Genomic DNA, 13,435 nt, shown 5'->3' on the forward strand with positions numbered 1-13,435 from the left:
ACCCTAAGTTGATGAATCCATTTCTTACTCATTTCCACCCAAGCAATCGAGAATGGTCTGCCGCATGATTTCCGTAGGTGCAGGCTGCCCTGTCCAATACTCCAGTGCATAAGCTCCCTGATAGACAAACATACCAAGGCCTCCATGAATCGTACAGCCCCGTTCGAGTCCTTCCAACAATAGCCGCGTACGCAGCGGATTATAAATCAGATCGCTTACGACCATTCCTTTACGAAGCAGTCCAGGATCTATCGGTGTCTCATCCATATGAGGATACATACCTACGGAGGTAGTATTGATCAGCACGTCTACACCACTTAGCATTTCTGCTACTTCGTTCATGCTAATCCCGATGACATTCCCTTTGCTCCGGCACTGTGACGCCAAGTCCTCTGCCTTATCAACACTGCGATTAGCAATAATGATTGAAGAAGGCTTCTCCTGAAGTAGTGCGGCAACAATTCCTCTTGCTGCTCCACCGGCCCCGATAACCATAATCTTCACACCAGACAAATCAGAAATAGCTTCCGCTTTGAGCGAACGCACATAACCGATCCCATCCGTATTATATCCGGTGAGCACTCCGTTATCATTAACAATCGTATTGACTGCACCAACGGCTACTGCACTCTCATCTAATACATCCAAATATTGCATCACCGCAACCTTATGCGGAATCGTCACATTCACTCCACGGAAACCAAGCGTACGGATCGCTTGCACCGCATCGCCCAGCTTCTCCGGGCGGATGTGAAGCGGTACATAAGCACCCGGAATTCCCAGCGCTTGCAGCGCTGCTTCATGCATAATTGGAGATTTGGATTGTATAATAGGATCTCCCATTACACCGAGTAGAATATTACCGCTATTGTAGCCTTCGACTGCAGTTGTAGACAATAGATTATCCTCCCTCGTTAAATCATCGAAGGGCGGGTAAGCACCTTCACACCACGCGGAACATGAATGGCCACAACTGCACCTTCAGTTCCATTAACCTTAATCCAGCCCAGACCCGAAATATACAGATCGGCTCTGCTGCCCCGGTTAATCCGGAACTCATGCCGCTGCCAAGGTGGCAGCTTGTCCATCCGGTCACTTCCCGGTGGAGACAGCATTTCACCGCGATGATCCTGATAGAGGGAATCTGCGCGTTCCAGCTTCGTGCGATGGATTTTTAAAGTACCACTAATAAAGCAAGTGAAGGATTGATGCGGGCCTTGTACGAAATCAAAACGTCCCAATCCACCGAAGAAAAGAGTCTGTCCTTCGTTCAACTGATAGACTGTCGGCTTCAAAGGATTGGCAGGCATAACTGCATCCAGATCCTGACGCTCAACTAATTCACTATAACGCCAAGGATACACAATCCCTGGAGTATCTATAATGTAGTGGCCGTCATCCAGTGGAATTTTGACCGTATCGAGTGTTGTGCCAGGGTAACGTGAAGTCGTTAACTCCTGCTCTAAATCGCTATAGTCCGAAATCAGACGATTAATAAGTGTGGATTTGCCCACATTGGTAGCACCTACTACATATACGTCGCGTTGACCGCGCAACTCCGTTACGGCTTCCAGCAAACGGTCAAAACCTTGATTGCGTTTCGCACTGCAAAGTACGATTTCAGCCGTCCGCAAGCCTTCCTCTTTACAGCGCTGCTGCATCCAGTTACGCAACTTGTTCCAGTTTGTAACCTTCGGCAGCAAGTCACATTTATTCACTGCAAGAATAACAGGGTTATTGCCAACAAACCGCTGCAGGCCGGAAATCAGACTGCCTTCGAAATCGAAGATATCGACAATATGAATAACAAGCGCATTCTTCTCTCCTACTCCACTCAGCAGGCGAAGAAATTCATCCTGATTCACCGAAACAGATGAAGCCTCATTATAATTTTTAATCCGGAAACAGCGTTGGCAAATCACCGGGTCCCGTTCAAGTGCAACCTCCGGAAGGTATCCTGGTTGATCCTTATGCTCCGTCTGAAGCTTGATGCCGCAACCGCTGCACTTCTCAGGACGCTGTGTTTCGCTTTGTTCGTTCATTACTATTTATCCTCCTCGTGCCACAATCCTTTTTTGCGAAGCCGTGTCAGAGCAACCCGCTCTACCCGGCGATTAAACCTTGTGCCGAACCCCTCGTCCTTGACGGAGATTGGCAGTACCAAAACAGTATACAGGCCAAGGCGATTGCCGCCGTATACATCAGTAAGCATTTGGTCTCCCACCACAATCGTTTGTTCAGGGGGCAGCTCCATCTGCTTCATCGCTTTGAGAAAAGGAGCATTACTCGGTTTACGAGCCTGGTGCACAAATTCAATATTAAGCGGTGTTGCAAAGCGGGACACCCGTTCCATGTTATTGTTAGATACGATGATGAGCTTAAAGCCCAGTTCCTTCACCTTTTCGAACCATAACAACAGCTCCGGAGTAGCCACAGGCGCTTTGGCACCGACCAGTGTGTTATCCAGATCCGTGATGATTCCGCGATATCCCTGTCTATACAGCTCGTCCAGAGCAATATCGAATACCGTATTCACCCGGAGTTTGGGAACTAACATTTCAAACAATACGTTCACCTCGATTTCATACAAAAAACTATAACATACTCCTTGCGCATCGCAAATAAATCTGTAGCTATACTTTCACGCAAAGTGTTATTTCTTGGATCTCATTTTTCTCCGCACCCACAAAGCTTCAGTATACACGCTCTGCCAGTCTTTGTCTTCAATAACCTCAGGGCTATATTTCGCCTTTTCGAACATTGTTAGTAGTGAGTATAGATGATCAGCCACTGCCGGCCGTTCTCCACTCCAGCGATCTACGGCTTCACGTAAAGTTTCGTGCTCTTCTTTTAACATTCCCTTGCGATGCAAATACCTTACCCAACGTTCAGTTTCCGCCACTACTTTCTGATCTGGCGTTAAAGGCCGGCCATTGCGCAGCTGCTGCATGAAGAAGCGAAGCTTAAAGCGTCTATGCCAAACTATAAAAATCGCCCAGGACAGCAACACCACTACAGCTGCCACAACAACCCATAGACCTACATGAAACCCTTGATCTTCTTGTGCGTTATTCACAGGCGCTGGTGTAGGTTCTGCCTGCTCTTCTTGATCTTCTGGCTCGACTTCAGGGGTTTGCTCACTCTGAGTTAGAAGCGGAATATTAAATCCAGGTGTAGCTTCAACTGGAATCCAACCATAATCACCAAAATAAACCTCAGCCCAAGAGTGGGAATCCGCATTGGTAATTGTATAGTTATTATTCACTGTGCCTGATTGCTGTTGTGCCGGATTCATTGGGATTTCTGGCTGTTCCCCAGGTGCGTACCCCTTAACCCATCGTGCAGGGATGTTCAGAGAGCGCGCCATAGTAACCAGTGCCGTAGAATAATAATCACAGTAACCTTCCTTTAACTCAAACAAAAACCCTTCTACAAAATCGTTGCTTGTGACACGTGATATTTCTGGATTATTGGTATATGGAAAGGTTTGTTGTAAGTATTGTTGCAAAAGCGCTGTTTTTTCATACGGCGTTTTTCCTTCAGCCGTGATTTCCTCAGCCAGCTCCCTGACTCTTTTAGGAAAATCGTTAGGCAGTTGAAGAAACATTTTCTCCAAATCGTTCCCTTTATATAGCTCCTCATACGTCTTTGTTGTCAATTCTTGAACAGGAATTACAGGAACCTCAGACGTCACCTCAAAAGTAGACGGATAAGCGAGTTTCTTCCCATCCACATCCCAGATCAGCTCGCTGTCTCGGCTTCTCCAGGAGAGTCCATCTCCAGCTTTTTCCCCATTTAAAGAATCCACCGAAGATACTGAATAAGTGCCAAATAGTACGGGAAATTCATTATTATTAAGCACGGTTACTGTTTGTTTCAGTGTTCGTGTATTTACTTTAGAACCCACACTGCTCTCTAAAGCTTCACCTACATCCACCGCTTCTAGAGGTCCCCGATTTAACCGATCTCTATCGACCCAACCTCTTCCGGAATATAATCTGCGCGTTTCTCCCCGCATATAAATACGCAAATCAGAAACCACTGTCATCACCGGTGTATAATCGAAGGTAAAGCCGCCACCTAGTTGATCATCATTCAGACTGTAGCCTGACGATGTATTGTTAGTAGGGGAGACAGAACCCATCTCAGATTTCGTGGTCCCAACTGTGCCCTTCCCAGAAGACTTCCCAATCCCATTCCATTCTTGCCAAGCGGTATAAGGATCGGTTAGGGTAGGCCTTACCCCAGGCATATTCACTCCAATTAGGATGACCAAAGAGAAGACGATGGCAATATTAATGACTATTTTCGTGGGATATTTCAGCAGATGCACCCAACCACGCGGATATTGAAGCTGGAAGCTTCTCAGATGCTGGCTGACCAGCCAGCCCATCCCCGCAAATACCGTCCAGGCTACTTCCTGCCACAAAACAATAGATGTAAAGGAATCCAAGGCAGCCAAGGCCACTATGTTCATTCCTATAAACCATAAAATACGTCTTTTTGAGGATGCCCACCAAGACGACAACAGCAGCAGGGCTGAGGCTCCGAGAGCAAACCAGATATAGGGCACCATATGAACTGCAATATCCTGCAGTCTGTCCGGGAGGGTTGTTGCCCAAGGATCAGCAACGTATATACCATAATTGATAAGTATCCGATAAACGATATAAATAATAGCTGCCGCTTCAATAAAGAGCCTTATCTGAACTTTTACAGGAATTATGATTTCAATAACAGTGATCGTTATTAATGCAGCCCACACAACAGCAGTTGTCTGTCTTAACCAGATAGGTTCCGTATAAGAGACCCACTGGTGGGCTATAATTAAAAGCCACAATAGACCTAAAGAACGGTGCCAGGAGAATTTCATCTGATTCCACCAGTTTCTCATATCAGACTTCCCCTCCTAATACTATGGGAAGCTCTTGCAGTGAGCTAATGCTGTAGCCTGTAATCCCCCGTGATCTTAGAACGTCTGTCCAATCTGTGCTGCTATTCGTTTCTGATAAATTCCCTATATGAATGTGCGACGGAGTCATCCCTCTGCTGTCAGCCCAACGTAGTGCATCCAGTACAGGCTGACCACGTTGAGGACTAATTAGCACGAAGTATGAGCCTTTAGGGAACATACGGTAACCTTTTTCCAAACGGGATATGAGTGGACCGTGCCCTTCGGCGTTAAGATCGATCAAATATTGAATCATTTTCTGACGCTCAGCAGCACCTTCAACAGGTGCAAATACCTTCGTGGTCTTATCCAAACAGCAAAGACCGATCCCAATTCGCTCTCGAATGCCGAATCCAAGTAGTGAGGCTGCGACGGAGACTGCGAGTTCAAATTGATTCGAATTCGTATAAGCAGAAGCAGAGCCGTCCAGAACTAGAATGGTCTTGGGAATCGACTCATGCTCGAACTCTTTGGACTTCCACGAGCCTGTCTTTGCCGTTGCATTCCAATGAATGCGTGTTAGGCGGTCGCCATATACGTAGTCGCGTACACCGTTAATTTGGGTAGTCTCACGTCGTGATTGAACAACAGAGGTCTGTGGCCCAGAAAGACGGGATTTTCTTTCATATAACTGCCACCGCGGAACATAGATTGCACGAGGCAACACCTGAAACTGGCCTTCAGCCAGAAAAGTACCTTTATGCTCAACAAGGCCAAAAATATCTTGGCTGATGATATCCGTATCTGAAAATGTATAAGTGCCCCGTTCGAGAACTGGTGTCTGAAACCGCAGTTCCCCAAGTCCTCTGAGGCTGGGAATCAGGCTTTCCTCAAATACCCAGGATTCGCCATTATGCCGTTTCAGAACTTCCCTAACAACTACATAAGGTAAAGGCAAAATCCCCGGGATTGTGACCTTCAGACCTACACGAAGATACCCACCGGCAGAGAGCAAATCTCCCTTATCCTGTTCGGCATAAAAACTGCGAACACCCTTAGCCCGCCGAACGCCTCCCAAACCTCCAGCAATCAGATATGCAATAAGTACAGAGACCATAATAAACAACATAAATGCAGTTTTACCGCCCTGAAATAGTACATATAAGAGAGTAATACTCCAAATTACAAGGATGCTGGCGAACTTAGTAGGCTGAATGCGAGCTGCCACCGTAGACAAATAACGTCTCATATTATTGCCTCATCGTAACAGGCACTTGAATGCTCTGCAGAAGCTTTTGAAGCAGTGAATCTACGCTAACATTATCTAGGCGCGACTCTGGACGCAGCAATATACGATGACCCAAGGCAAATGGAGTAAGCACCTTTACGTCATCTGGAAGCACATAATCTCTTCCCTGTAAGAAAGCATAAGCTTTACAAGCCAGCATAAACGATAACGAAGCTCGTGGACTTGCACCGAGCAATACAAGCGGATGCTCTCTTGTCTGGCGCACAATATCTAACAAGTAATTCAGTACAGGATCACTCATATAAATCTCACGAATTTCCTCCTGAATACTAGCGATCTGCTCCATACTAGTGACAGCCGTAAGCCTGTCCACTGGTTGACCTTCTTGATGGCTCAGCAATAGATTTTTTTCGGTTGCTGCATCAGGATAACCAAGACTAATTCTTAGCATAAACCGATCCAACTGAGCTTCCGGCAGCGTGTAGGTTCCCTCAAAATCTATCGGATTCTGGGTGGCGCACAACATAAATGGATGCGGCAGCGGATAGGTCTCCCCATCTACGGTTACATTTCGTTCCTCCATCACTTCCAGAAGGGCGGATTGTGTCTTTGTGGTGGCTCGGTTAATTTCATCGGCCAGCAGGATATTCGTCATCACTGGACCTGGGCGGAAATGAAACATCTCGTCTCTCGGATGATACACAGATACACCGGTAATATCACTCGGAAGAATATCCGGATTACATTGTATCCGGCGATACTCTCCGGACATTGATCTGGAAAGTGCGCGAATAAGCTGGGTCTTTCCTGTTCCCGGTACATCCTCGATCAGAACATGACCACCGGCAAGCAGCGCTGTTAGCAGCAATTGTATTTCAAATGATTTTCCAAGTATGCAGGATTCTAGATTATTACGGACAGCATTCATGATGTGCATTGATTCTTGACGAACGGGCATATATGATCCTCCTAGGTCAGAATAAGCAGTAATATTTATATTTTACATGATTAGGGGACCCAAAGTACATTGTTGAAGCTTACGAAGTGTAAACAAACCAAAAACCCGCAGGACAAAATGTCCCGCAGGTTCTAATCTAAATCGCTAAAATCCCATTATCCTTTAGGCCGAACAACCAATGCAGCCAGGAAAGAGAACACAATCGCTGACGAAATCCCTGCGCTCGTGATATCAAAAATCCCTGTAACTACACCGATCCAGCCATCCCTTTCCAGCTCTGTCAATGCTCCATGGACCAAAGAGTTACCGAAGCTTGTGATTGGAATGGTTGCGCCCGCACCCGCAAATTTCACAAGTGGATCATAGATGCCAAAAGCATCAGCAATCGCTCCGGCTACAACTAATGTACTCATCGTATGTGCAGGTGTCAGCTTCAATACATCAAACATCAGCTGGCCTATAACGCAAATGGCTCCTCCGATCAGAAAAGCCCATAAGTAAATCATCATTAAACTCCACCTCCACTTTCTATAGCAACAGCATGAGCCACACACGGAATGCTCTCTCCCTGCTGGTATGACAATGGGGATAATAAGGCTCCAGTTGCCACAATCAGCACCCGTTTTAGTTCACCTTTTTTAATACGCTTGAGTATATGACCATAAGTCACTACTGCGGAACACCCGCAACCACTTCCTCCGGCGATCACATACTTCTGTTTCTCCAAATCGTAGATAAGCAAACCGCAATCATCAAAGGTTGTTTGCTCCATTGGAATCCCTTCTTTAGCTAATAAGGTTTTCGCAATGGGCAAGCCTACAGATGCAAGATCACCTGTAACAATTAAGTCATAATGCCCGGGGGATAGTCCGGTATCCCGAAAATGCGCAGTGATCGTATCCGCCGCCGCCGGTGCCATCGCTGTTCCCATATTAAAAGGATCTGTCAAACCGAGATCCATTATTCGTCCAAGGGTAGCCGAGACCACTACCGGATTGTTGCCAGTCCCATCATTCTGACCTACTACAGCACAGCCCGAGCCTGTGACCGTATATTGCGCCGTTGGCGGCTTCTGTGAACCGTATTCGGTAGGATAACGAAATTGCTTCTCCACCGTACAGTTATGGCTGGATGTTCCCGCGAGCACGTATTTGCTGCCTCCGGAATCTACGATCATAGAGGCAATTGCAAGGCTCTCCATGGAAGTGGAGCAAGCACCGAAAACTCCAAGATAAGGCACACCTAATTTTCTTGCCGCGAAGGAGCTGCTGATAATCTGGTTCATCAAATCTCCGCCAACAAAAAACTCCAGCTTCTCCTTATCCAGGTTTGCATTAATCAGTGCCAGTAGGGAGGCTTTTTCGAAAAGAGCCCGCTCAGCCTTTTCCCATGTTTTTTCACCCATTTCCAAGGAATCAAATATAAAATCAAAATCTGACGTTAATGGACCCTCTCCCTCTTCAGGACCCACTACAGCGGAAGAGCCTAAAATAACGGGACGGCTCGTGAACTCCCAAGTCTGACTGCCAAGCTGTTTCATGTATGTGCACCTCCGCCAACGCCTAAAAAGAGATAGACGATACCAATTATGAAAGCAGCAACGGCACCAAATACGATGACTGAACCCGCCAGCTTGAACATATTGCCGCCCACACCGAGCACAAGTCCTTCCGCACGATGTTCAAGAGCTGCTGAGCACATACTGTTCGCAAAACCAGTAACCGGAACCGCAGTTCCTGCACCGGCCCATTGCGCCAGTTTGTCATACACGCCAAAGCTGGTCAGGATTACAGAAAGTAGAATCATCGTCGCTACAGTTGGACTTGCGGCTTCTTTGGAGGTCATATCGAATATTGCCATATAAGCCTCCTGAATCCCTTGTCCAATTACACAGATTAGGCCGCCAGCAAGAAATGCTCGCACACAGTTTTTGAATACGGGCCTAGCGGGTACAAAGGGCTTGGACAATTTCTCGTAATCTTGCGGGGTCAGGGTATCAAGCTTCAGCTTGACACCCGATTTTTTCGTTTTCGCCGGCATTGAGGGCACCTCCTGAAAGTTAGGCGAAGGGGGCTGACAAGCATCATAGTAGTACTCACTTTGAGCCCCTCAAGTTGTTTCTTCGCTTAGAAGTTTTCCTTATTGTTTGCCATACCCCGCTTCGTTATGTCCCTCCAATTCAGGAAAAATACAGTAACACAACTATCAGCAGCAAGAACAGCACAAGAATAAGCACTGCTTCCTTTTCCAGAGAGTTGTGGCGCCAGTAACGTCTGCGCGCTCCGCTAACCTTTAGGTTTCTTTTGGAGTATCCTTCCTGCACCCTTCTTTTGGGTACACTACCTGCTACCCTCATTTCCTTCGCATCCTTTCTAAAGCTCCTGCCACCAGAGCCCCTATTGCATTGTATTCGCGGAGCGTTCACCGGGTGTTCATTTGTCTCTTTAGCATGGACAAGTGAGCTCACAATGTTCATACTAAGTGGCAGGAAGAAATAACGTTGTCGTCCATTTTGGATGGCAACCGTTTCTCGTAGAACTATAAGGATGATGTATAACGCAAAGCTTATACGTCCTTATATTTTAATAAAGGAGTGATTTCAAATGAATCAAGAAACATTGGATCTATTCAAAACACTTACCGAATTCCCTGCAGCCCCGGGCTTTGAGCGCGAACTCCGCGCTTACGTCAAGGATGCTATGACACCTTATACCGAAGAGTTCGTGCAGGATCGTCTCGGAAGTCTGTTCGGCGTATTGCGCGGTGAGGAAAACGGGCCAAAAATTATGGTCGCTGGACATTTTGACGAAGTGGGCTTTATGGTCACCGGAATTACTAACACCGGGATGATTCGTTTTCAACCGCTAGGCGGATGGCTTGCTTCTGCTGTTGCTTCCCAGCGTCTCCAAATCATTACACCAAAAGGCACATTGACCGGTGTTGTTGGCAGCACGCCTATCCACCTACTAAGCGCAGAAGAACGCGGCAAGACGGGCGAAATTAGCAAAATGTATATTGATATCGGTGCAGACAGCCGTGAAGAAGCGGAAAGCTTTGGCGTCAGACCAGGTCAACAAATACTGCCGATCTGTCCGTTCACCCCGCTTGCCAACCCTAAAAAAATCATGGCTAAAGCGTGGGATAACCGTTACGGTGTAGGTCTCGCCATTGAGCTGGTTAAGTCATTACACGGCAAAAAGCTGCCTAATACTGTTTATGCTGGTGCTACTGTACAAGAGGAGGTCGGACTTCGTGGAGCACGTACAGCCGCTAATCTTCTGTCCCCAGACATTTTCTTCGGCTTGGATGCGAGCGCTGCTGCCGATATGACCGGGGATAGCCAAGCCTTTGGCCATTTGGGAAAAGGCGCTCTCCTGCGCATTTATGATCCTACGATGGTTACACATCGCGGCTTAATCGAATATGTACAAGACACAGCGGATACTCACAAGATCAAATACCAGTATTTTGTCTCCCAAGGTGGAACAGATGCAGGTCAGGTTCATGTAAGCGGCATCGGCGTTCCTTCCGCAGTCATCGGAATATGCTCCCGCTACATTCATACTGCTTCATCAGTTATTCATAGCGATGACTACGAAGCTGCTAAAGAGCTGTTAGTTAAACTGGTAGAAGGCCTCGACCGCACTACACTGCAAACGATTATTGAGAACAGCTAAGTTCTTATTTTTAAAAGAGCAGCGATCCTTTTTGAAGGATTGCTGCTCTTTTTTGGGTCGGGGCTTACGACCTGTGTCACTTGCGCCCCAGTGGTGTTTACAAACCCCGATATTACTTTTAAAAACCAATTGTGCTTATGCTCATGAACCCCGTTGCCCGCTGATCCCGCTATAGGTACTACGACGGACCCATGATGCTTACGAACCCACATTGTTTATTGCTTACGCTCCCAACGTTGCTTGCTTACGGCGACGACACATTGTTTATTGTTTACGCTCCCAAGTTGCTACTTACGGCGACACGTTGTTTATTGTTTACGCTCCCAAGTTGCTTGCTTACGGCGACACGTTGTTTATTATTTACGCTCCCAACGTTGCTTGCTTACGGCTCCACGTTGTTTATTGTTTACGCTCCCCATATTGCTTCGGACTCAGATGACGCTATTTGCTAATTTAGAGCCTTTTGAGTAAAGTTGCGGACCCCAGTGACACTATTCCATAGAGATGGGCTCATAATTGGTGTCATTTATGCTAATAGCGACTATGGTGTCCGATATTCCTCCAAAAGTGGCATAATTCTGCGTTTAAGATCATCTGTGTCCTATAGAGACTCCCCCTATCTCTTTTCATATAAAAAAGCCCGCCTCAACGGCGAGCTCTTTGACAGCTATATCAACTCATATCCAGCGGCACTTTCCACGAAGGTATCGGGAAAGCCTCATCCAGCTTCCATCTTTCTTCTTCACTCAGCGTAATTAAACCTGCAGCAGCATTCTCAATTACATGCTCACGTGAAGAAGCTTTTGGAATCGTAATGATGTCCTCCTCGCGGATCGTCCAAGCTAACATAATTTGTAGTGGTGTTGCGTTATGAACACGGGCGATTTCCTGAACCGCCTCACTTTCGATAACCCCTTTGCGGAGCGCGCCTGCTTGTGCAAGCGGAGAGTACGCCATTACGGGCATGCGGTGACTTTTCTGCCATGGCAGCAATTCAGCTTCGATGCCTCTCGACCCTAAATGATACAGCACCTGATTCATAGCACAGTGAGTTCCCCCAGCTATACTAAGCAGCTCTTTCATATCGTCAACATCGAGGTTCGATACACCCCATCTTGCTATTTTACCTTGAGAGACCAGTTTCTCCATGCCTTCCACAGTCACTTCAAGCGGAATATCTCCCCTCCAGTGCAGTAAATAGAGATCCAGATGATCCGTATTCAGTCGTTGCAAGCTTTCTTCACAGCTGCGAATAAGATTCTCGTTGCCGGCATTATGTGGGTATACTTTGGATACCAGAAAAACGTCATCCCGAATTCCTTTAATAGCGTCACCTACTAAAAGCTCTGAGTTTCCTTCCCCATACATCTCCGCCGTATCTATCAAATCCATGCCTAATTCCACGCCTAATCTAAGAGCAGCAATTTCTTCCTCTCTACGGGAAGCATCATCACCCATATTCCAAGTTCCCTGTCCTATTCTAGGCACAGAGGTACCGTCTGGAAGCAGCATGCGGTTAGCTCGGTTCACTTTCACAATTTCAGCCAAATGCTCGATTGAATCCTTAGTCATTGTAAAAATCTCCTTACCGATAAATTGTATACTTACTTTATACGACCTTTATGACCCTTTCGAAACATCTGAATCGTGTCTAATTTATAACTTATCTTTCCTTTAGGAGAAATCCTTTAGGAGAGAAAAAGTAACAAATTGATTGCTAACTACGCTATCAACTTCAGCCCCACTGCCGCTCCCAGTATCATAAAAATACAGATAACCCGCCGCCAGTCTTTGGCCTCCCCATATAAAAGCATCCCCAAAATTGCTCCACCGGATGCACCGATCCCCGTCCATACCGCATAAGCTGTGCCCATAGGCAAACTTTTCATTGCAAATGATAGAAAAAGAAAACTTCCTCCAAAACCAAGGAAGAGCAGCAAAAACGACTGCAGATTCCGGTATTTATTCAACCTGTTGATCATAGCCACTCCGAACATTTCAAACAATCCTGCAACAACCAAAAATGCCCATGCCATTTAAGACTCCCCCTTTATTTCAGTTTCTTTGATATCTTTGGTTTCGTTAGTTACCATTTTCAGACCTATAACTCCTGCCAGCAAAATAACCACCAGTACCAGCTTCATTAGCTTGAAGGGTTCACCGAATAAAACCATGTCCGCAATGACTGTTCCTGCCGTCCCCAGCCCAACAAATACAGAATATACGGTACCCACCGGTAATTTACTGCTTGCTGAAATAATGACATAGAAACTTATGATTATGGCTACAACTGTAATCAGCCACTCCCATACGCTTGAAGCATGCTTTAAACCTATGACCCACATGACTTCGAAAATCGCAGCGCCAACTACCTTCAGCCACTCTGAATTCTTTTTCATTTCAAGCCCTCCTTCAATTCTCCATAACTTATGATTGCCCACGGACAAACAAATAAGCCCGGAAGGTCATCGCCAAATGACGATACCTCCCGGGCTTTTATCCCTCCGTGTAGACACAAACTTAATGTTCGTGCGTTTTCCCTCGGACCAGACCAGCTGTGCACCCGCTGCGGAACCCTAGAAAACAAATAAATGATTAAGTTACATCGTATGGTAGCAAATCGGGCGTATAAAAGCAACCTTTTCTATTCCGAGCGTAAT

General features: G+C 46.5%; 14 protein-coding genes and 1 riboswitch. Of the genes, 1 reads left to right on the forward strand and 13 read right to left on the reverse strand.

Translation table 11 applies throughout. The features are described from left to right. Positions 1-24 precede the first annotated feature (24 nt). The 10 genes from aroE to MKY14_RS19545 all read right to left on the reverse strand — a co-directional run bounded on the left by aroE (position 25) and on the right by MKY14_RS19545 (position 9,454). On the reverse strand, positions 25-843 hold the full coding sequence (gene aroE / locus MKY14_RS19500) for a shikimate dehydrogenase (RefSeq protein ID WP_081386436.1): 819 nt from the start codon (positions 841-843) through the stop codon (positions 25-27). A 71-nt stretch (positions 844-914) separates the two neighbouring features. Further along, positions 915-2,042 carry a ribosome biogenesis GTPase YqeH gene (gene yqeH, locus MKY14_RS19505; RefSeq protein WP_076125182.1) on the reverse strand — a complete coding sequence of 376 codons (1,128 nt, stop codon included), beginning with the start codon at positions 2,040-2,042 and terminating at the stop codon, positions 915-917. 2 nt (positions 2,043-2,044) lie between these two features. Beyond that, entirely contained in the window at positions 2,045-2,566 is a 522-nt protein-coding gene (locus MKY14_RS19510; protein WP_036675921.1) for a YqeG family HAD IIIA-type phosphatase, read from the reverse strand. Between the two features lie 87 nt (positions 2,567-2,653). Then, positions 2,654-4,894, reverse strand: coding sequence for a transglutaminase domain-containing protein (locus MKY14_RS19515; RefSeq protein WP_340977144.1), 2,241 nt, complete (start codon positions 4,892-4,894; stop codon positions 2,654-2,656). 1 nt (position 4,895) lies between these two features. Beyond that, positions 4,896-6,140, reverse strand: coding sequence for a DUF58 domain-containing protein (locus MKY14_RS19520; protein ID WP_076301931.1), 1,245 nt, complete (start codon positions 6,138-6,140; stop codon positions 4,896-4,898). Position 6,141: 1 nt separating this feature from the next. After that, entirely contained in the window at positions 6,142-7,098 is a 957-nt protein-coding gene (locus MKY14_RS19525) for an AAA family ATPase (RefSeq protein ID WP_076125188.1), read from the reverse strand. A gap of 155 nt (positions 7,099-7,253) precedes the next feature. Further along, a complete protein-coding gene (gene spoVAE / locus MKY14_RS19530; protein ID WP_036675923.1) occupies positions 7,254-7,604 on the reverse strand; it encodes a stage V sporulation protein AE in 351 nt (116 codons plus the stop codon). Positions 7,605-7,606: 2 nt separating this feature from the next. Continuing rightward, positions 7,607-8,638, reverse strand: a complete 1,032-nt coding sequence (spoVAD, locus tag MKY14_RS19535; protein ID WP_036675714.1) for a stage V sporulation protein AD — start codon at positions 8,636-8,638, stop codon at positions 7,607-7,609. Further along, positions 8,635-9,138, reverse strand: a complete 504-nt coding sequence (gene spoVAC, locus MKY14_RS19540) for a stage V sporulation protein AC (protein ID WP_076125192.1) — start codon at positions 9,136-9,138, stop codon at positions 8,635-8,637. The genes spoVAD and spoVAC overlap by 4 nt, the downstream gene beginning before the upstream one ends. Before the next feature lie 139 nt (positions 9,139-9,277). Next, positions 9,278-9,454 carry a hypothetical protein gene (locus tag MKY14_RS19545; protein ID WP_179087604.1) on the reverse strand — a complete coding sequence of 59 codons (177 nt, stop codon included), beginning with the start codon at positions 9,452-9,454 and terminating at the stop codon, positions 9,278-9,280. 247 nt (positions 9,455-9,701) lie between these two features. On the opposite strand from MKY14_RS19545, the gene MKY14_RS19550 reads away from it, so the two are divergent. Further along, positions 9,702-10,775, forward strand: coding sequence for a M42 family metallopeptidase (locus MKY14_RS19550; RefSeq protein ID WP_076185305.1), 1,074 nt, complete (start codon positions 9,702-9,704; stop codon positions 10,773-10,775). Between the two features lie 672 nt (positions 10,776-11,447). Here MKY14_RS19550 and MKY14_RS19555 read toward each other — a convergent pair. From MKY14_RS19555 to MKY14_RS19565, 3 genes are all read right to left on the reverse strand, one after another. Further along, positions 11,448-12,287, reverse strand: coding sequence for an aldo/keto reductase (locus tag MKY14_RS19555; protein ID WP_212592202.1), 840 nt, complete (start codon positions 12,285-12,287; stop codon positions 11,448-11,450). A 209-nt stretch (positions 12,288-12,496) separates the two neighbouring features. Next, positions 12,497-12,811, reverse strand: coding sequence for a DMT family transporter (locus MKY14_RS19560; protein WP_076125196.1), 315 nt, complete (start codon positions 12,809-12,811; stop codon positions 12,497-12,499). Next, positions 12,812-13,174: a DMT family transporter gene (locus tag MKY14_RS19565; protein ID WP_036675723.1), complete on the reverse strand. Its 363-nt coding sequence runs from the start codon at positions 13,172-13,174 to the stop codon at positions 12,812-12,814. It abuts the gene before it with no gap. An 84-nt stretch (positions 13,175-13,258) separates the two neighbouring features. Beyond that, positions 13,259-13,366, reverse strand: a riboswitch (guanidine-I (ykkC/yxkD leader). Positions 13,367-13,435 lie beyond the last annotated feature (69 nt).

This window comes from Paenibacillus sp. FSL R5-0887 (assembly GCF_038002305.1).
In the GTDB taxonomy this organism is placed as follows: domain Bacteria; phylum Bacillota; class Bacilli; order Paenibacillales; family Paenibacillaceae; genus Paenibacillus_AQ; species Paenibacillus_AQ odorifer.

Bases quoted from the DNA above. Each gene is read 5' to 3' on its own strand.
- MKY14_RS19520 (WP_076301931.1), bottom strand. From the start codon at position 6,140: ATGAGACGTTATTTGTCTACGGTGGCAGCTCGCATTCAGCCTACTAAG.
- MKY14_RS19565 (WP_036675723.1), bottom strand. From the start codon at position 13,174: ATGAAAAAGAATTCAGAGTGGCTGAAGGTAGTTGGCGCTGCGATTTTC.
- MKY14_RS19545 (WP_179087604.1), bottom strand. From the start codon at position 9,454: ATGAGGGTAGCAGGTAGTGTACCCAAAAGAAGGGTGCAGGAAGGATAC.
- aroE (WP_081386436.1), bottom strand. From the start codon at position 843: ATGGGAGATCCTATTATACAATCCAAATCTCCAATTATGCATGAAGCA.
- MKY14_RS19555 (WP_212592202.1), bottom strand. From the start codon at position 12,287: ATGCTGCTTCCAGACGGTACCTCTGTGCCTAGAATAGGACAGGGAACT.
- MKY14_RS19515 (WP_340977144.1), bottom strand. From the start codon at position 4,894: ATGAGAAACTGGTGGAATCAGATGAAATTCTCCTGGCACCGTTCTTTA.
- MKY14_RS19550 (WP_076185305.1), top strand. From the start codon at position 9,702: ATGAATCAAGAAACATTGGATCTATTCAAAACACTTACCGAATTCCCT.
- spoVAC (WP_076125192.1), bottom strand. From the start codon at position 9,138: ATGCCGGCGAAAACGAAAAAATCGGGTGTCAAGCTGAAGCTTGATACC.
- spoVAD (WP_036675714.1), bottom strand. From the start codon at position 8,638: ATGAAACAGCTTGGCAGTCAGACTTGGGAGTTCACGAGCCGTCCCGTT.
- MKY14_RS19525 (WP_076125188.1), bottom strand. From the start codon at position 7,098: ATGCCCGTTCGTCAAGAATCAATGCACATCATGAATGCTGTCCGTAAT.
- yqeH (WP_076125182.1), bottom strand. From the start codon at position 2,042: ATGAACGAACAAAGCGAAACACAGCGTCCTGAGAAGTGCAGCGGTTGC.
- spoVAE (WP_036675923.1), bottom strand. From the start codon at position 7,604: ATGATTTACTTATGGGCTTTTCTGATCGGAGGAGCCATTTGCGTTATA.
- MKY14_RS19560 (WP_076125196.1), bottom strand. From the start codon at position 12,811: ATGGCATGGGCATTTTTGGTTGTTGCAGGATTGTTTGAAATGTTCGGA.